This is a genomic window from Chlorogloeopsis sp. ULAP01 (assembly GCF_030381805.1).
Lineage (GTDB): Bacteria > Cyanobacteriota > Cyanobacteriia > Cyanobacteriales > Nostocaceae > Chlorogloeopsis.
Genome location: NZ_JAUDRH010000022.1, coordinates 59,895 through 78,043, shown reverse-complemented (window position 1 = coordinate 78,043; position 18,149 = coordinate 59,895). Strand labels below are relative to the sequence as shown.

The 18,149-nt window shown below is 39.4% G+C and carries 17 protein-coding genes; 14 read left to right on the top strand and 3 right to left on the bottom strand.

Translation table 11 applies throughout. The features are described from left to right. Nucleotides 1-3: 3 nt before the first annotated feature. The 5 genes from QUB80_RS32885 to QUB80_RS32865 all read left to right on the top strand — a co-directional run bounded on the left by QUB80_RS32885 (nt 4) and on the right by QUB80_RS32865 (nt 4,332). Nucleotides 4-1,338 carry a hybrid sensor histidine kinase/response regulator gene (locus QUB80_RS32885; RefSeq protein WP_289793660.1) on the top strand — a complete coding sequence of 445 codons (1,335 nt, stop codon included), beginning with the start codon at nt 4-6 and terminating at the stop codon, nt 1,336-1,338. A 164-nt stretch (nt 1,339-1,502) separates the two neighbouring features. Beyond that, on the top strand, nt 1,503-1,817 hold the full coding sequence (locus QUB80_RS32880; RefSeq protein ID WP_289793659.1) for a hypothetical protein: 315 nt from the start codon (nt 1,503-1,505) through the stop codon (nt 1,815-1,817). Nucleotides 1,818-1,951: 134 nt separating this feature from the next. Then, nucleotides 1,952-2,455 (top strand): hypothetical protein, encoded by a 504-nt coding sequence (locus QUB80_RS32875; protein ID WP_289793658.1) that lies wholly within the window; start codon nt 1,952-1,954, stop codon nt 2,453-2,455. 165 nt (nt 2,456-2,620) lie between these two features. Continuing rightward, the gene (locus tag QUB80_RS32870; RefSeq protein ID WP_289793657.1) at nt 2,621-3,223 is read left to right on the top strand and encodes a tetratricopeptide repeat protein; all 603 of its coding nucleotides are present in this window, start codon (nt 2,621-2,623) and stop codon (nt 3,221-3,223) included. Next, nucleotides 3,163-4,332: a tetratricopeptide repeat protein gene (locus QUB80_RS32865; protein WP_336622369.1), complete on the top strand. Its 1,170-nt coding sequence runs from the start codon at nt 3,163-3,165 to the stop codon at nt 4,330-4,332. Before QUB80_RS32870 ends, QUB80_RS32865 begins: the two co-directional genes overlap by 61 nt. A 98-nt stretch (nt 4,333-4,430) precedes the next feature. Here QUB80_RS32865 and uvrB read toward each other — a convergent pair whose 3' ends face one another. Next, nucleotides 4,431-6,428: an excinuclease ABC subunit UvrB gene (uvrB, locus tag QUB80_RS32860; RefSeq protein ID WP_289793656.1), complete on the bottom strand. Its 1,998-nt coding sequence runs from the start codon at nt 6,426-6,428 to the stop codon at nt 4,431-4,433. Between the two features lie 268 nt (nt 6,429-6,696). On the opposite strand from uvrB, the gene QUB80_RS32855 reads away from it, so the two are divergent. The 6 genes from QUB80_RS32855 to hpsJ-A all read left to right on the top strand — a co-directional run bounded on the left by QUB80_RS32855 (nt 6,697) and on the right by hpsJ-A (nt 11,591). Continuing rightward, on the top strand, nt 6,697-7,161 hold the full coding sequence (locus tag QUB80_RS32855) for a hypothetical protein (RefSeq protein ID WP_289793655.1): 465 nt from the start codon (nt 6,697-6,699) through the stop codon (nt 7,159-7,161). A gap of 283 nt (nt 7,162-7,444) precedes the next feature. Then, nucleotides 7,445-7,627: a CsbD family protein gene (locus tag QUB80_RS32850; protein WP_289793654.1), complete on the top strand. Its 183-nt coding sequence runs from the start codon at nt 7,445-7,447 to the stop codon at nt 7,625-7,627. Nucleotides 7,628-7,944: 317 nt separating this feature from the next. Beyond that, nucleotides 7,945-8,379: a hypothetical protein gene (locus QUB80_RS32845; protein WP_289793653.1), complete on the top strand. Its 435-nt coding sequence runs from the start codon at nt 7,945-7,947 to the stop codon at nt 8,377-8,379. Nucleotides 8,380-8,456: 77 nt separating this feature from the next. Next, nucleotides 8,457-8,969 carry a hypothetical protein gene (locus tag QUB80_RS32840; protein WP_289793652.1) on the top strand — a complete coding sequence of 171 codons (513 nt, stop codon included), beginning with the start codon at nt 8,457-8,459 and terminating at the stop codon, nt 8,967-8,969. A 762-nt stretch (nt 8,970-9,731) separates the two neighbouring features. Next, nucleotides 9,732-10,616 (top strand): cyanoexosortase A, encoded by an 885-nt coding sequence (gene crtA, locus QUB80_RS32835; protein WP_289793651.1) that lies wholly within the window; start codon nt 9,732-9,734, stop codon nt 10,614-10,616. Between the two features lie 252 nt (nt 10,617-10,868). Next, on the top strand, nt 10,869-11,591 hold the full coding sequence (gene hpsJ-A / locus QUB80_RS32830; protein ID WP_289793650.1) for an HpsJ-like protein, cyanoexosortase A-associated: 723 nt from the start codon (nt 10,869-10,871) through the stop codon (nt 11,589-11,591). Between the two features lie 245 nt (nt 11,592-11,836). On the opposite strand, the gene rpe is transcribed toward hpsJ-A, so the two are convergent. Beyond that, nucleotides 11,837-12,544: a ribulose-phosphate 3-epimerase gene (rpe, locus tag QUB80_RS32825; protein ID WP_289793649.1), complete on the bottom strand. Its 708-nt coding sequence runs from the start codon at nt 12,542-12,544 to the stop codon at nt 11,837-11,839. A gap of 335 nt (nt 12,545-12,879) precedes the next feature. On the opposite strand from rpe, the gene QUB80_RS32820 reads away from it, so the two are divergent. Both QUB80_RS32820 and QUB80_RS32815 read left to right on the top strand, forming a co-directional pair. Then, nucleotides 12,880-14,472, top strand: coding sequence for a S8 family serine peptidase (locus QUB80_RS32820; RefSeq protein WP_289793648.1), 1,593 nt, complete (start codon nt 12,880-12,882; stop codon nt 14,470-14,472). A 267-nt stretch (nt 14,473-14,739) separates the two neighbouring features. After that, nucleotides 14,740-16,071 carry a serpin family protein gene (locus tag QUB80_RS32815; RefSeq protein ID WP_289793647.1) on the top strand — a complete coding sequence of 444 codons (1,332 nt, stop codon included), beginning with the start codon at nt 14,740-14,742 and terminating at the stop codon, nt 16,069-16,071. A gap of 10 nt (nt 16,072-16,081) precedes the next feature. Here QUB80_RS32815 and QUB80_RS32810 read toward each other — a convergent pair whose 3' ends face one another. Continuing rightward, entirely contained in the window at nt 16,082-17,311 is a 1,230-nt protein-coding gene (locus QUB80_RS32810) for an AI-2E family transporter (protein WP_289793646.1), read from the bottom strand. Between the two features lie 311 nt (nt 17,312-17,622). On the opposite strand from QUB80_RS32810, the gene QUB80_RS32805 reads away from it, so the two are divergent. Further along, complete coding sequence (locus QUB80_RS32805; RefSeq protein WP_289793685.1) at nt 17,623-17,955, top strand: hypothetical protein; 333 nt, start codon at nt 17,623-17,625, stop codon at nt 17,953-17,955. Nucleotides 17,956-18,149: the final 194 nt, after the last annotated feature.

Here is an 18,149-nt window from a genome sequence, read left to right as displayed (position 1 = left end):
ATTATGAATCTTGTTACTAATCAAGCTGCAACAGTTCTCATTGTTGATGACAATCCTGCCAATTTAGGTGTCTTATCTGACACCCTCGATCAGGCTGGCTTAGAAGTATGGGTAGCGAAATCTGGCAAAATAGCCTTGGAGCGGGTTAAATATGCTCTACCCAATTTAATCTTGTTGGATGTCATGATGCCAGAGATTGATGGCTTTGAAACCTGTCGTCAATTGAAGGCAGTTCCGGAAACAAAAGATATTCCTGTCATCTTTATGACAGCACTCTCTGATACAGCTAACAAAGTTGAAGGTTTTCAAGCAGGTGCTGTTGACTATGTCACTAAACCTTTCCAACATGAGGAAGTGCTATCACGGGTAAAATTACACCTAAAACTACATGATTTAGCTGAAAATCTCGAATATAAAAATGTCCAGTTAGAGCAAAAAATTGCAGAAGTAAGCCTTGCCTATGACAAGCTGCAACAAATGCAAATCAAGCTGATTCAAAGCGAGAAAATGTCTAGTTTAGGACAAATGGTTGCTGGAATTGCTCATGAGATTAATAACCCTGTAAATTTTATCTATGGCAATATCATTCATGCCAATGAATATGCTCAAGAAGTGCTGAATCTGTTGCACCTCTATCAAGAAGAATATCCAAATCCTACCCCTAATATTCAAGCTGAACTGGAAGCGATTGATCTGAATTTTCTTCAGGATGATTTATTAAAGCTGCTCAATTCTATGAATTTTGGCGCACGACGCGTTCGCGAAATTGTAAAGTCGATGCGAAACTTCTCTCGTGTAGACGACACTGGAATCACAGAGGTTGATATTCATGAATGTATTGATAGCACGCTCACTATTTTAAATTACCGTCTTAAGGCAAAACCAGAGCACTCTGAAATTGAAGTGGTTAAAGAGTACTCTATGTTACCACCAGTAGGGTGCTATGCTGGGCCGCTCAATCAAGTTTTTATGAATATTATTTCAAATGCGATCGATGCACTCGATGAATACAATCAACAGCGTTCATTTGAGGATATGAGACAGCAACCAAGTCAAATTAAGATTTGCACAAAGATGATTGGAGATGACTGGGTTGCTATTTATATTGCCGATAGCGGCCCAGGAATTTGTGAAGATGTAAAAGCGAAACTGTTCAATCCTTTCTTTACAACAAAACCTGTTGGGAAAGGAACTGGATTGGGTTTATCTATTAGCCAACAAATTATTGTGGAAAAACATGGTGGTAGTCTACAATGCCAATCCACAGTTGGAAAGGGAACAGAATTTATCATTAAAATTCCCACTCAACAGCGACAGCAATTTTCGCGAGTTGCTTAGGGATAGATAGAGTGAGAGATTTTATCTAACTTGCACGAAATTGTATTTATTGTATTGCTCAAATCCTTGGTGTCATCATTGGCTACCAAGGATTTGTTTTTAAAGCCAAAAGAGTGATGACTTGTTATGAGTTCTATTTATTTTTGAGGAGGAAATAAATTGTTTTGAACGAAAATGATGCAGTAGAAGTTATACAACAAGATATCACAGATTCTACAATCCAAGTTGGAAGCAGTTACGAATGGAGAGGAAGTGGAGTTGAACCCCAGTGGAACAATCCTAAATCTACAAAAGCTTACGATCATATTGAGCGACATCATGGCCCCAAAAAGAAGCCAAGTGAACTCCAGGGAAGAGCTAATAGCACTCAAGATAACCAAGGACAGTGGTATAGTGCAGAGTATTGGGTAGAGGCTGAGAAGGTGACACCAAAATATCCTGGTCGATACATAATTGATTTCAAGCGGCCTATTGGTTGAGTCTATCACCCTAATGACAGTACAACTGAAAATGTAACTCGTGCAGTTGTTGTCAGAAATGCAGATGGAACAATCAAGTCAGCATATCCTGTAACTGACAATACTAATTTGAAAAATCAGATAGGAGAAAATCAATGAATAATACTCAAAAGTTTACTCTTAAATTAGAAGAACCTTGGACATGGGAAGGTCTTGCTCCGCCAGAAGATCCATTGAGAGAACTTTCTGATTTAGAAATAGGATTACGACGTTTTTGCTTTGAGTGCAACCATAAAGTATTACTAGAAATTGGAAACGAAAAAAAATATATCTTTTTAGATCCAGATATAATCCTTATTTTGGATAGTCTACCTCAACAAGTTTCAGAATTATCCCTTGACAAAAAGATAGAGTTAGATTTTCCTGAAAGTTATATGTATGTAGAGTTTGTACCTACTACCGATAACATTAGCTGCACTCTTACGAAATTTGGCAGCAAACCCCAACAAAAGAGTTTCGAGCTTAATAAAACTCAAGTAATAAGAGAATTAAAACTTTTTTTAGAACAAATTATTGATAAAGCTGTGGATGGAGGTTATATTACATTCGCAGATAAAGAAGAATTTATGATGCCAGTGTATAAACTGGCAATATGCTAAGTAGACTTGCCTAAGAAAAGTTAAGAATATTTTTTCTTAGTGGAATGAAAAACTAACAACAAATGGCTTTCAATTCTCTGCAACTCCAAATCTAGCAATTGGGAAGAATAAGTTTGAATTCAAAATGAGTTCAAAAGTTTAAGAGTTAGACTTTGGAGGTTACAAATGCTGTCTTTGCTACGTATGTTAGCGTCGAGTCTGCTGAGGCTGTTAAGAGTAATATGCTGGTTAGCTAATGCCTTGGTTGCACAAGTACAACGTTCAGGAGGATGGAGTCATTTAAGGCGTGGATTTATGCTGCGCGAACAAGGGTTATATCGCGATGCCCTAAAAGATTTTAGTCATGCTTTATCTCTTTTTCAAAAAATAAAAGACCACAAAAATGAAGGTATTGCTCTTACCCATATTGGAAGTTTATATTATCATCTAGGACAATATTCAAATGCATTAGATAACTATCAGCAAGTACTTCCCCTTCATCGTCAGGTGAAGAATCGAAAAATGGAAGGTCTTATAGTCAATAATATCGGCATAGTATATTACTTCTTTGGACAATACTCAGAAGCGCTACAGTACTTTCATCACTCTCTAATTATCCGTAGAGAAATAGGCGATAAATCTGGTGAAGCTACTACTCTCACTAATATTGGATTAATATATAAAAATTTAGGACAGAATCAAAAAGCACTAGAAAACATCAAGAAGCACTGGAAATTGCCAAGAAACAAAATAATCGAGGTCTTGAAGCAAGCATTCTTAATAATCTAGGAGGAATTTATAATGAATTTAGTCAGTATGTAAAAGCATTAGAACTACATCAGCTAGCTCTTGAGATAGATATAGAAAATAATAATTTAGCAGGCAAAGCTTCTTCTCTAAATAATATTGGATGTGTTTATCGCAGCTTGGGACAATACTCAAAAGCGCTGGAACACTACAACAAAGCCTTGAAAATTTTCCGAGAATTAGGCGATCGCGCTAATGAAGCTACAGTTCTCAATAATTTTGGAGGAATTTACGACCAGCAAGGGCAGTACTGTGAAGCATTAGAATATTATTGTCAAGCTTTATCAATTCTTCGGGAAATAGGAGCGCGGGAAGGCGAAGGTATTACTTTAAATAATATTGGAGCAGTCTACAGTTTTCTAGGAGAATTCCCGAAAGCACTTCAATACTATAAAGAATCTTTGAGCTTGCATCAGGAGATAGGTGATTTTGCTATTCAAGGCATGACTCTTAATAATATTGCTCACATATACTGTCGTTGCGGGCATTATGCAGCAGCTTTAGAATCCTATGAAGAAGCCTTAGTAATAGCTAGTAAGGTAGGCGCTCGTGACACAGAAGCTACTATTTTGAGCAATATTGGTTTACTTTACGCTAGCTTAGGCGAATTTGAAAAAGCATTAAACTACTACGAACTTGCCTTAGCCCTTCGGCGAGACATTAACGCTGTTCCAGGTCAAGGAGAGACTCTTTATCTCATCGGTGATGTCTATCGCAATCTAGCAAATTACTCAAAGGCACAAGATTATCTTCAAGAAGCTCTAGCAATTCATCGAGAAATTGGAGACATTATGAGTGAGGGCAATACTCTTAGTATTTTAGGATTAATTTATAGAGATTTAAAAGAATATGAAAAAGCTCTAGAAAACTATCAGCAAGCCCTAATGATTCGTAAGAAATTAGGAAACCGCATGGATGAACTTGAAAACCTTGAATATATTGGAGAAGTATTTTTGGAGTTAGAGCAGCACTCCGAAGCCCTGGAATACTATCAGCAAGCATTAGTAGTTGCTAGAGAGATGGATTATCAACATAGTGAAGACAGAATTATTGAGACTATCAACGAGATTAATAGTCGTTCATTTGCCTGATTGGCTTAACTTTTTGATTGAGAATTACGCTTAGGGTATATCATAGTTTTGAAGTAGAAACGCAAGTTGATTTATTGCGTCTCTACAAGGGTATTTATCTAACGTCCCACCAACTTATCCCGCAGATGCTTAATCCGATCGCGTAACTTTGCCGCCTCCTCAAATTCTAATTTCTTCGCCGCTTCTTTCATCTGTGCTTCTAGTTGAGTAATCAATTCTGGAATGTTTTCTAACGGCAATTCATCTATATGTTGCTCGACTGTTTCTAACTCTTGAGCATTCAACCTTCGCGATACTTCCAAGAAAGATAAAATTGCGTTACTCGATTTCTTGACTATTGGTTGCGGTGTAATTCCGTGCATCCGGTTGTATGCCATTTGAATACCGCGACGGCGTTCGGTTTCATCAATAGCTTTAATCATGCTATCTGTGAGGTTATCGGCATACATAATTGCTTGCCCCCGAACGTGACGTGCTGCCCTCCCAATAGTTTGAATTAAAGAACGTTCGGCACGTAAAAAACCCTCTTTATCTGCATCTAAAATTGCTACAAGCGAAACTTCTGGTAAGTCTAGCCCTTCTCGCAATAAGTTCACACCAACTAAGACATCAAACTTGGCGTCGCGTAAATCTTGAATAATTTCAATGCGCTCAATCGAATTAATTTCAGAATGCAAATATCTTACTCGAATACTATTTTCTTGCAGGTACTCAGTTAAATCTTCTGCCATGCGTTTTGTTAAAGTTGTCACCAACACCCGCTCGTGGAGATCTACCCTATCTTTGATTTCACCTAATAAATCATCAATTTGCCCTTCTGTCGGACGAACAATAATTTCTGGATCTATTACACCAGTGGGGCGAATAATTTGCTCTATCACATGATCTTGAGAAACTTCTATTTCCCAGTCTCCTGGAGTCGCAGAAACAAAAACACATTGATTTACCTTTGCCCAAAATTCTTCTGCTTTCAAAGGGCGGTTATCGGCAGCACTAGGTAAGCGAAAACCATGCTCAATTAATACTTTTTTCCTGGCTTGATCGCCGTTGTACATACCGCGAATTTGCGGCACAGTTACGTGAGATTCATCGATTACCAACAGCCAATCTTTAGGAAAATAATCAACCAAACACTCTGGCGGTTCTCCTGCTAGTCTTCCTGCCAAGTGACGAGAGTAGTTTTCGACGCCGTTGCAGTAACCAACTTCTCGCAGCATTTCTAAGTCATAGCGCGTTCGCTGATCTATACGTTGCGCTTCTAGTAATTTTTCTGCTGCCTCTAATTCGGCTTTGCGCTCTTTTAATTCTAGGGCGATCGCATCACAAGCTTCTTCTAACCGTTCTTCTGGGGTGACAAAGTGACGTGCAGGGTAGAGATTCACCGCTTGCAAACTTTGGAGAATTTCACCCGTTACCGGATCAACGTAACGAATAGCGTCTATTTCATCACCAAAGAACTCAATCCGAATAATACGATCTTCATATGCTGGGCCTACTTCCAGCACATCACCCCGAACACGAAATCGTCCCCTGCCTATTTCCAAATCATTGCGGCTATATTGTACCGATGCTAAATCTCGTAAAATCTCCCGTTGATTAACTTCCATTCCCACTTGAAAGGGAATCGCAGCTTTGAGGTATTCGGCAGGAATTCCCAAACCGTAGATACAGCTAATCGAAGCAACTACAATTACATCACGACGCTCGAACAGCGATCGCGTTGCCGAGTGCCGCAACATATCAATTTCATCGTTAATGGAAGCAGTTTTTTCTATATACGTATCAGTTACAGGAATATAGGCTTCTGGTTGATAGTAATCGTAGTAACTCACGAAATACTCCACAGCGTTCTTGGGAAAGAACTCCCGCAACTCGTTACAAAGCTGTGCAGCCAGAGTTTTGTTATGTGCCAAAACTAGAGTCGGTTTGCCAACTTTCTCAATTACTGATGCGATTGTAAATGTCTTCCCGGTTCCCGTCGCTCCTAGTAATGTTTGATAATGATGACCTGCTTGGATACTTGCTGCAAGTTGCGCGATCGCTTGGGGTTGATCGCCTGTTGGACTAAAGGGAGCTTGAAGACAAAATTCTGTCATACAGTTTTGCTATAAATACCCAATCTTAATAGTAGCGAATACATACTTTGACCAAATTACAATGCATATTTTGGTTCAAATGAAAATTATTTTAATATCTCTTAATTTATTGCAAAAAACTTTAATATTAATAACACTTATGTATAGCTTTTAAATAAAGTTATACATATAAAATGTTCTTTAAAGTTAAACTCTAAATATATTAGGAAAATTTTGACTTCTCAAAAATATTCTAAAAATTCCTTAATAATTTAGAGGTGTGTGATTTATGGCTATGAGCAGCACTGGCAAAGGAGTCAGTCCTCGGCAAAAACGTGCAAAGTTAAAGGGGGATACTGTGGAACTTGAAAATAACCAGGGTCAAAACTCAAATACCGATCAACCAGTGCAGCTAGAATCGCCAGGTAAAATCGAAGTCCGTGACAACCTTGCTGTTTCTGGTCTACGTCCGATTGGTGCTAGTGATTTAGAAGTTGCAGAAACCCTCTCAATCTCTGGTCTACGTCCGATTGGTACCAGTCACTTGCAAGTTGTAGAGACAATGAACATCATGGGTATACGTCCCATTGCTGCAAACAATATCCAAGTAGTTGACAGCATGAACTTATCGGGAATTCGTCCGATCGCCTCCAGTTCCTTAGTAATTTCTGAAACCTACTCTGTAATGGGTAATCGTCCAGTAGCATCCAATGAGATTGATGATTCTGAAAATTTGATGGGTTTTTTAGATTAGATAGATAAAAAATAATACCCATAACTTCCTGAACCCGGTACTTAAAAAACCGGGTTTTTTATTTATTAAATGGTAGTTAATAGTTGTTATTTTTCGATATTTAGCAATAAGTACTAAATTGATCCCCGTCTCTTATTTTCTATCTCTTTTAGCATAGAGCAATAATATGTCCTATGGTGGAAGGCTAGAATAAAAGTAAATAGTTAACTTGTAAATGTAGTCACAAAACCAAAGTTGAATTAACAACTTTGAAGATAAGTTATATAAATATAAGGAGAAGACAATGAGTTTAGAAGATAGAGCAAAAGCAACAGCTAAAAATGTAGAAGGAAAAGCTCAAGAAGCTTGGGGAAATGTAACTGGCGATCCACAAGATAAAGCAGAAGGCAAAGCTAAACAAGCAGAAAGTGAAGTACGTCATGCAACCGAAGACGTAAAAGATAACATCAAAAAAGCAGTTGACTAGAACTACTTTTGTTTTAAAGATTCGACGAGATAAAACAGGGTGTACTTTACTTACAAAATTACCCGAACTACCAGAACTACTAACTAAACGCGCTTAATAGATAGATGCGCAGTTTATTAAAAGTCCGCCTGAGCGGGCTTTTTACTTCATCTCAAAATTATTTCTTGAGTATGAGGGTTAATTTTAAAGAAAGTGTTCCCATATTAATTATTGATGGTCTAGACCTCATATCAAGACAAGAATTATCAATTCAAATCTTTGAAAAAACAATAAATAAGGTCTAGTGTGGCAATAGTTTTTTAAAGGAGGTAATCAGAATGAATCTGCTACAGCAGAGTCGCAAAATTTTAACGGCTTTCGTCTTAATTTTAGTTTTGACAATTACTACTGCCTGTGGTGGTAATGTAGCCCAAGTTGACCGTACCACAACTCCGCCTGGAGTTAACCGGGATGTAGCCGCACAATTACAGCGAGGAAATACTCCTGCGGGGCAAAGTTTTGGTGATTGGGTTGTGCAAACATCTAGAGGTTTGGTTAAAGATGTTTATGTGCGTGACAACAACAAGCTAGGTGTTGTGATTTCCCCACAAGTGCGCCCCAATGAAGTGCGTCCATTAGCAAGATCTTTAGTTGAAGGCTTCCGGAAGAACTTTCCTAATCAAGACTTGACAGTTTTGATCTATGCACCCGATAAGCAGCTGATTTTGACAGCTCGCTATGATGTTCAATCCAATCAAGTTCAGTACACGTAAAGCTAGTGGCTAACAATTCACCGCAATTAATAGTTAGCAATTAGTGATTAACGATCAGCAAAAAGGAGATTAGTAAAGTGACTAGCAGTGATGAGTACAAACGCCAAATTATGAGAGATTTGGCTCAGGGAAACACTGAATCCCTTGATGATGTATCAACCGAGGAATATCAAAACTTTGATGATTTTGCTCAACGTACCACGTTGGATCAGCGTCGTCAAATGTTTGAACGCTCTTTGCATCCAGAGCGCATTCCTCCCAGCCAGATGGAGCCAGAATTACAAAAGGCGATCGCTAATATCAAACCAAATGAAAGAGATGATGTCGCACGTTCCTTCTTCAAGCACTTCAAGCAAAGAGGGCTGGATGATCGCCATCTAGAGCAACAATTAGGGCTTTCTACCCACAACCCTAATCGCATGAATGCTGATGATGTAAGCAAACTTGCCTCGTTTGCCTATCACAACCATCCCGACGTTTTCCGGGAAGTGCTAGCAGAGCAACCTGCGATCATGAAGTTTCTCAGCAATCCTATCGTTGGAGCGATTTTGGGATTAGCAGCAGCAAAATGGTTGGGTGGTCGTAAGTAAGTTAAGTAAGTGTGGATAATTAAGCAAAGGTGGGATTTTACCCACCTTTTTTGTTTTTAAAATACTGCGTTATCGAACAATATGGTTCAGTTAACGGTAACCGACACCTTATACCATTTTGGATTAGAAATCGCCTTCTTTGTCCGGGTTGGGTGAATCCATCTGCCCTTAATCATTTTTTAAATTGGTATTAAAAGGTGCAGGCAGTCGCTACAACGGAGCAAAGCACTACCTTGGCTAAACAGACAAAGCCTGCAAACTGTAGGCTTAAGTAAACCTGCGCTATCAAATATCTTTGTGAATCTTATGAATTTATTGCTACTTACACTATCTGCAAGTAAAATCACTTCACTGCTGAATATATGTAATATTAAACACTTTTATTTAAGTTAAGAAAATATTAACTTTATAAAAGTATGCCAATACAATTGTACTAATTATTTATTTGTAAATCTCAAAACATCTGAATTTTCGTGATTTGTTCCTTTCTTAAATAAAATTAAAGATTTTCCAAAGTCTAGTCAAAATCAATGGTAAAGTTTTGACCAAGTTAAAATTATCACTAATTGTATATGATTGTAGAATAATTACTGAGGTCATAAATGCTATTTAAAGTAAAAAGTACAACACAAACTTCAGTATCAAATTGATGCTGCTAAATATACCCATTTAAGCTACGCCTACACTTATTTGAGATGGAGGCAAGCCTAGCTATGAGAGTACTTTACTATTCAACTTGATTGTGTAATAACAGTTAGTTCAATGGCATCTAAATGTAAAGCGATTCCATTTACCAAAGTTAAACCACTAAAAAATACTCAGTTATGGCTATTGGGAATAGGAGCTGGTTTAATTGCAATTAACCTAACTCTGACTTGGAAATCTGGAGATGTTGCTCAAGTAGGAATGAGTGTACTTTTTTTATTAGCTGTAGCTTCTCTACTTGGAGACAAACAACATAATCTAAATTTTGAAAGTGGAATTTTTCCCAGTGTTTTAGGTGGATTATTGATTGGTATTTTACTTTGGCAAAGTGCGACTTTCCATCGTAGTGAATTACTAGAAAGTTTTCTTCGCATCTCACCATTAATTTCTGGTTTAGCTGTTGGTTTATTAGCTTCTGGTTTCAAGGGATTAAAGCAATATTGGCAGGAACTAACGATATTATTTTTTCTCGGCATTCCAAAGTTATTGCTATCATCTCTGTTTGACATTTCTCCCTTGACAGCTAAATTTTCCGCTTTCCTGCTTTGGTATTCCGGTTTTGAAGTATCCCTACAAGGAGTTTTCATCAATTTACCAACAGGAAGTGTCAAGGTTTATTCTGCTTGTTCAGGGATAGAATCTATTTGTTATCTTTTGGGCATTTCTGTGATTTGTTTACTAGTATTTCCCATTCAACCCAAACGGAGAACTCTAGTTCTGATTATGGCGATCGCCTTCGGATTTATTATCAATGGGATACGGGTTGCTCTCTTAGCTGTAATCTCTGCACAGAAGAACTTACAAGCATTTAATTACTGGCATGAGGGTGATGGTTCTCTCATCTTTGGCATGATTCAAGTGATGGTATTTACTTTATTTTATGTTTTCTTGCTTCGACAGCAGGAAAAAAATAATCAAGATTCTGCGGAGTTGAAAAAATAATGACCCAATGGCAACAATTACGGATTCCGTTTCTAGCTTTTATCCTGAGTAGTATTATATTCATTTTAATCAAAGTATTTTTATCAATGAATATAGACAAGCCGAAACCAGAGCAATCAAGTGGCAATCATTTTGTCAATACAGTCCTCTTGAAAACGTAACACTCTTGTAGATGACCTATTAGCTACTAGATACTTTCATTTAGGTTGAATTTTAGTATTTCCAAAACTTTCCTATATATTGTGTGAAGAAATGACTAAATCCATTAGTGATAAATTCATTCCCGTGCTAAATGAGCTACAAGACTTTGCCTATAAACAGGCAGACTCCATGAATATTTTACGAGTACTTGGCTATGGATTATTACTATTAGCTTTGTTCGACATCATAGAGATGTTTATACCACCAAGCTTTATGAATCCTGTTTGGGAATTTCAAACTTTTGGTACACTTGTTGAACGAGTACCTGTACCTTTGATTGGATTAGTGTTGGTATTTTTTGGAGAGACATATTCACGCAACAAATGGGAATTTCGGATTTTGAGATTCCTGTCTTGGCTCACTTTATTGTTTACAGTATGTTTTTTCTTAATGGTTCCTTTAGGAGTCATTAATACCGTCCGGCTCAATAACGCAAGTACTACTCAAATAAATGCTGTTTCACAACAACAAATTGCTCAAGCAGAACAAGTAGAAAAGCAACTAAGTCAAGCTTCACCAGAACAGATTAATAATTTTTTAAAAAGCCAAGGCCGCTCATTAAAAAGTCAAAATCCTGAAGAAGTAAAAAGTAAAATCTTATCAGAACTTTCTAAAGCTAAAGAACAAGTCCAGATTCAAGCACAAGCTAATTTGTCTTCTCAAAGAATGAAATTGATTAAGAGTTCTGTGAAATGGAATTTGGGAGCCTTAGTTTCTGCCGCTTTGTTTATTAGTCTTTGGAAAGCAACTCATTGGGCAAGGGTTTACAAGTAGAAGTCAACTATGCTGGAGGCAGAAGGTAGGAATTAGGAAAAGGGGACAAACAACCAGATACGGAAGGCGAGTAAATGTGAGTCATGTTCCTTCTCCCTATCTCCCCCTCTCCTTGTCCTCTTCTGTACGCAGTTCACGAGGGCTACTTAGAAGGTTATTGGTATGATTGGAAAAAAAGGGCAATCTGTCAAAGCGATCGCCCTTTTTCTTTACTATTGAGATTGAAAATTATTTTAGTACTTGATTTACACCTTTGCTAATTCTGGTGTTGGACGCTTGCTGTTGCGAATGGCTGTAATCGCCTCAGCATAATCCTTAGCATTAAATACCGCAGAACCAGCTACGATCGCGTTTGCTCCAGCTTCTAAAACTTGCCAGGTATTGTTAGCTTTCAGCCCGCCATCTACTTCAATCCAAGGATCTAAACCGCGTTCATCACACATCTGACGTAACTTGCGGATTTTGGGAACCACTCCTGGAATAAAGCTTTGTCCACCAAAACCAGGGTTGACACTCATAATCAATATCAAATCGCAAAGCTCCAGCACGTACTCAATTAAATCCAGAGGTGTGGATGGGTTGAGAACGACACCGGCTTGCTTACCAAGTTCTTTAATTTGACCGAGAGTGCGGTGTAGGTGTGGTGAAGCATTATGCTCGCAATGTACGGAGATAATATCTGCACCAGCTTTCGCAAAGTCCGCAACATACTTTTCTGGCTCCACAATCATTAAGTGGACATCCAGTGGCTTTTTCGTAACCGGACGAACCGCCTCCACTACCAGAGGACCTATCGTAATATTAGGTACGAAACGACCGTCCATTACATCAACATGAATCCAATCGGCTCCGGCTTCATCTACAGCGCGTACTTCGTCTCCGAGGCGACTAAAATCCGCTGATAGGATAGATGGAGCAATCACAATATGCTTTTTAGATAGCGTTTCGGTCATGGCTAGTGGGTATTTAAGCGTCCTTTTCTGTAAGTATTGTAACAAAAGTTTAGCAAACTCTTACATCTCTAGATGCTGCTCTTCGGAAGAAGAGGACAGAGGGATAAGGAGACAAGGGGAGTAATAGACAACCAACTACTGTACGGGCGGGTTTTATTAGTAATCTCTCAAAATAACGAAATATCTAAAATAAACCCGCACGGCAGTCGCTACAACGCGCTTAACCCGACGCCAGGTGCTACAAGTCGGCAGAGCCGCCCAACGCACTGGCTCCGCAAAGCGCTGCCTCCCCTACTAACAAATGACCAATGACCATTAACAGTTGACTTTTGACTATGGTGAAAAAACTAACTTGGATTGTTTGGGGATTGAGTGCTTCTTGCTTGGGTATGCCAGTAGTTGCTCTGACTCTAGAAACTTCCCTTGGTACTAACGGCATTGATGCTTTGAGGCTAGGCAAACCTCCCTATAATTTGACTGGTCGCAAGATTGCCATTGGTCAAGTCGAGATAGGGCGTCCGGGAATGTTTGGGGTAGACAAAGCCGTCTCCAAAAATCGCTCTGTAAGCATAGCGGGTGTTTTTTTACGCAATAGCCCTGCCAAATCGAATAACAGTGTTGATCCGCACGCTTATAATGTCGCTGGCGTTATGGTCAGTACAGATAAAGCATTTCCAGGGGTTGCTCCAGGAGCACGATTGTACTCATCTGCTGTAGGTTCTACTAAGATGGGTCAGCCAGAGGAGTGCTTATCTGCACAGCATATTGCTCTACAAAATAGTGGCGATATTCGTGCCATTAACTTCAGCTTTGGCGAACCATTAAATCGTGACCCGCGTCCAGAGGCAGTTTTGGATGGCAACGCCTTACTAACCCAATGTGTTGACTGGTCTACTCGTGTTCATAATGTTTTGTACATGATCGCAGGCAACCAAGGAAAGGGAGGAATTCCTATCCCTACTGATAATTTTAATGGAGTTAACGTGGCTTTTTCCTCTCGTCGGGGAGGAATTTTTAATAAGGTAGACGTTTCTAACTTAGTTGCGACAAGCGAGGCAATGGAAGAGCGGCTAGCTGGCAAAGAAATTAATTTAGGCCCACGTCGCACCATTGCTTTAGTGGCTCCTGGCAATAACATACCCATGCTGAATCCAGATGGCAAAGTGAATAAAGTCACGGGTACAAGTTTTGCTGCACCTCATGTTACAGGTACAATTGCCTTGCTACAAGAATTTGGCGATCGCCAAGTGCGGACAAAACAACAAAATTGGAGTATCTCTTCTCGCCAACATGAAGTGATGAAAGCTGTATTGCTGAACTCAACAGATAAAATTCTAGATAGCGGTGATGGCTTGCGTTTGGGAATGACTCGCACACTAGTTGATAAACAAAATAGAGACTGGCTAGCTTCTGATGGCTACAAAGACCCGAAAATACCTTTAGACGCCCAAATGGGAACAGGGCATTTAAATGCCTTTCGTGCTTACCAGCAATTTAGTGCCGGTCAGTGGAACCCATCTCAAGCGGTGTCGGCTATTGGTTGGGACTATAATACTGTAAATACTGGGGGATCTGTGGAATATACATTAGCAAAGCCTTTACCACAAAACAGTTTTGTTGCCATCACCTTGGCTTGGGACAGATTGGTAGAACTAAACGATAAAAATAAAAATGGTTTATATGATGCGGGTGAAGATTTTCGCGATCGCGGCTTGAACAATCTTGACATTCATCTTGTCAAAGCTGATGCCAAAGATTTAGATACTGGTACTGTTTGTTCTTCCATCAGCGAAGTCGATAGCGTCGAGCATATATTCTGTCCTGTACCTGCTCAAGGTAACTATCGAATCCGTGTTCAGTTCCGCAAACAAGTAAATACAGCCACTCAATCTTATGCCTTAGCATGGTGGACTGTACCGAAGAAATAGGGAATGGGGATTGGGAGAAGAGGACAAGGGGACAAGGAGACAAGGAGACAAGGAGAAAGATTTTCCCCTTCCCCATCTCCCCCTCTCCCCCTCCTCTTCCTAGCCCCTAAGAATATTGTTGCCAAAACTGTAACCAATAAATGACCACGCCTTCTTAAATGCCATAGTCAACTAAAGGTTGAAGTATGAAGTATGCGATTAGCCCTACGAATACTCTTCATCCTTTTTTAGTCAAAAGCGTAGGTTTTGGCATCAGGTGCGGTAATCATGAAGCAAAAATTGAGTAGTGACTGGGAAAAGTTCCTGCAAAGACGTTACGCTGTACGCTTGGGCAGACGCTACGTTATGGCTGCTGCTAGCGTGATGCTGATGGGCGTAATCGGATGTTCTCAAGTCAGTGATAGTACTAGCGTTTTTGCTCAATCTCGCCCTCCTCACTCAGAATCTCCCATGCCTGCAAAATCTGTCTTACCTAATACTAAACTCACTACTGCTAATACTAAGTTTGGTTTTAAACTTTTTTCAAGAATTCTAGAACAAGAGGGTGACAAGAACGTTTTTGTTTCGCCTGCTAGTATAGCGATCGCTTTAGATATGACATACAACGGTGCTAGTGGCAGCACGCAACAAGCAATGGCCAAAGCACTTGAGTTAGAAGGATTGACATTGTCAGAAATTAATTCTTCTAACGCAGCCTTAAAGGCGCTTCTAGAAAATTCCGATACTCAAGTTCAACTCAATATTGCTAACTCCCTTTGGGCAAATCAAGATGCTAGCTTTAAACCTGAGTTTCTACAAAGAACTCAAGAATTTTATCAAGCTAAAGTAACTAATGTAAATTTTCAAGATGCGGGCGCACCTGGCATTATTAATAACTGGGTTAATGAAAATACTCGCGGTAAAATTAACAAGATAGTTGAAAGATTAGAACCAGACCAGGTACTTTTTTTAATCAATGCTATATATTTTAAGGGTAAATGGACTAATGAATTCGACAAAAACCAGACAGCCCAACACCCTTTTTATTTAACATCCGGCAAGCAGAAACAACACCCGATGATGTCACAAAAGGGTAAATATAAATATTACGAAAATGAACAATTGCAGGCAGTTAGCTTGCCCTATGGACAGAATAGTAACATTAGCTTATATGTTTTCCTGCCAAAACAAAATTATACCCTTAAATCTTTATATCAAAACTTGAATGCTGATAACTGGGAAAAATGGATGTCTCAGTTTACCAAGCGGGAAGGTTTTATTCGTTTACCCCGCTTCAAAACAGATTATGAAATCACACTCAATAATGCCCTTAAAGCCTTAGGTATGGGAGAGGCTTTTAGCAATCAAGCAGATTTTTCTAATATGGGGAAAAATTTCGCTATCAGTGAAGTTAAACATAAAACTTTTGTGGAAGTCAATGAAGAAGGTACAGAAGCTGCTGCCACCACTTCTGTAGGAATAGTAGCAACCTCCATGCCTTTAGATGAACCGTTCCGGATGATTGTTGACCGTCCTTTTTTGTGTGCAATTCGCGACAATCAAACAGGAAGTGTTTTATTTATTGGTTCAATAGTAGATCCGCAAATAGCTAATAGCTAACAGCTATCAACTAAGCAGTTGGAGGAGACGCTTCTGGTGTAGCTGGTGTACTTACTTCAAGAGAACGAACTCCAGCCGCGTCAGTCACCTGTTTGCGGTAAGATTCGTCAGCATATTCAGAAACATTGCTCGTGACTTGTTCCGAAGCAATATTTTCTTCTGCTTCGTTTTGAGTAGAAACTATAGAAGGACGCCGTAAGGCGCTTAAAGCCGTCTTAATCACAACCGCAGTGGGTACCGCAACAATTACACCCAAAAGTCCGCCTATTCTCGCTCCAGTCAACACTGAAATTAGCACCCAAACAGGGTTTAAACCAATAAAACTACCTAAAATTCGCGGCCCGATTAAGTTTTCTAATATTTGCTGCACTATCACTGCTGCAATTAAAACTCTGACTCCCATCCAAAAATCTTGCAAAGCCACTAAGGTTGTAGTTAAGGCAATACCCACGGAACCGCCAAAGGGTACTAATGCCATAATGCCAATACTTAGACCAAATAACAAACCAAATGGCACCTTAAGCCACAAAAAAGTGGGAATTAAGGCTGATGCCATACAAGTGGCTAAAATCAATTGCGTAATAAAGAAATTTTGAAAGCTCAGGCGTACTGTTTGTGAAAATGCCTCGCGGAATTTAGCAGGAAGCCAATCTATTAAACTTTGCCAAAGTTCATCGCCGTGCTGCAACAAATAGAAAGTCAAAACCATTGTTAAGAGAAAATCTAACAAGCTGGTGAAAGTGACTACTGCCAAATTCAAGACTTGTCCGGCGATCGCCTGTAATTGTCCCTTAACGCGATCGTTAATTTGGGCGGCTAAAGCATCAAGGTTAATCGGTAAACCAAGATTTTCTGCTTTTTCATTCAACATCATCAACTGATAGCGTCCAGAATCTATCAACTCTGGCAACCGAGCCACCAGTTGTTGAGCCTGCGTCAGAGCTAGGGGAAAAAGTGTAAGACCTAGTGCTAATAAAACTGATACAGCCAGTAAGAATACTAAAATGGCAACTTGCTCTCGTCTCGCTCCTTGACGCTCCATCCAACTAACGGGATAGTTGAGCAGAAACGCTAACACGGATGCCCCGACTAAAATGACAATTAGCGAGTGAAAGTAATGAAAAATTACTGAAATCGCCCAGCCATTGAGTACTAGCAGTGGAGCGAACAGGGCGATCGCGCCTATTCTTGCTATTGGTGTAAGTGTTTGCCACCAGTCAAAAAATTTGCGTGTCTGCATCTGCCGATTGCGGGATACAACAGAATAATATCTTTACTATCAAGCTTATTATCTCTAACTATTTAACTCTCATTCATCCCTCTAATTTAGGATTAAACTCAACTGTTATGAATAATTTTGAACGAATTAATGACAATGAAGGACAAGAGGATGCGGGGAGGTGGGGACACGGAGTTGAGGAAGTTGAGGGAGTTGGGGAAGTGATAAAAGTAAATTCTTCCCCATCTTCCCCATCTTCCCTATCTCCCTCATCTGTTCCTCTCCCATTCTCCCCCTCTCCCACTCACCCCCTATCCCACTCCTCTTCGCCAATAGAGCTAATTTTGTATTTGATTCCCATTATCGGTTTTTTCCCCTCCCTGTGGACTCTTTATCACCGCCAAGCCAGTCAGGAACAACTAGCCACTTGTCGTCTGTCAATTACTCTAGCTATATATTGGGTGTTAGGCTACCTGTTTTTAGCAACTGGGGCAGCAAGTTTAGATTTTGTTGCAGTGCGTCTTTTGATCCTCAATAGCTTCTTAACCTCAGGCTACTTTTTAGTGAGTCTTTGGTTAATAATTCTCACAGTTAGACGCAAATCTAGACGCTTGCCGGGATTAAACCATTTTGCAGAGAGAGTAGTTGGTAAGTACTTATCCTGATTTTATTTTTGAGGATATAGCTATATATTTAGTTGCTTTAGGCTTAATGTTCTCAATATTTCACAATGATCTGGTCAAAACCTGTTGATTGTTGCCATACTTCATATAAATCATCTCCAAATTCACTAAGAAGAAGGAGAAACACAGCTATCAGTGTTTTGGATCACACGTAAGTGCAAAGCTAGGCACAAATA

Bases quoted from the DNA above. Each gene is read 5' to 3' on its own strand.
- QUB80_RS32850 (WP_289793654.1), top strand. From the start codon at position 7,445: ATGAGTTTAGAAGATAGAGCAAAAGCAACAGCTAAAAATGTAGAAGGA.
- QUB80_RS32810 (WP_289793646.1), bottom strand. From the start codon at position 17,311: ATGCAGACACGCAAATTTTTTGACTGGTGGCAAACACTTACACCAATA.
- QUB80_RS32875 (WP_289793658.1), top strand. From the start codon at position 1,952: ATGAATAATACTCAAAAGTTTACTCTTAAATTAGAAGAACCTTGGACA.
- QUB80_RS32885 (WP_289793660.1), top strand. From the start codon at position 4: ATGAATCTTGTTACTAATCAAGCTGCAACAGTTCTCATTGTTGATGAC.
- rpe (WP_289793649.1), bottom strand. From the start codon at position 12,544: ATGACCGAAACGCTATCTAAAAAGCATATTGTGATTGCTCCATCTATC.
- hpsJ-A (WP_289793650.1), top strand. From the start codon at position 10,869: ATGACTAAATCCATTAGTGATAAATTCATTCCCGTGCTAAATGAGCTA.
- uvrB (WP_289793656.1), bottom strand. From the start codon at position 6,428: ATGACAGAATTTTGTCTTCAAGCTCCCTTTAGTCCAACAGGCGATCAA.
- QUB80_RS32845 (WP_289793653.1), top strand. From the start codon at position 7,945: ATGAATCTGCTACAGCAGAGTCGCAAAATTTTAACGGCTTTCGTCTTA.
- QUB80_RS32815 (WP_289793647.1), top strand. From the start codon at position 14,740: ATGAAGCAAAAATTGAGTAGTGACTGGGAAAAGTTCCTGCAAAGACGT.
- QUB80_RS32870 (WP_289793657.1), top strand. From the start codon at position 2,621: ATGCTGTCTTTGCTACGTATGTTAGCGTCGAGTCTGCTGAGGCTGTTA.
- crtA (WP_289793651.1), top strand. From the start codon at position 9,732: ATGGCATCTAAATGTAAAGCGATTCCATTTACCAAAGTTAAACCACTA.
- QUB80_RS32820 (WP_289793648.1), top strand. From the start codon at position 12,880: ATGGTGAAAAAACTAACTTGGATTGTTTGGGGATTGAGTGCTTCTTGC.
- QUB80_RS32855 (WP_289793655.1), top strand. From the start codon at position 6,697: ATGGCTATGAGCAGCACTGGCAAAGGAGTCAGTCCTCGGCAAAAACGT.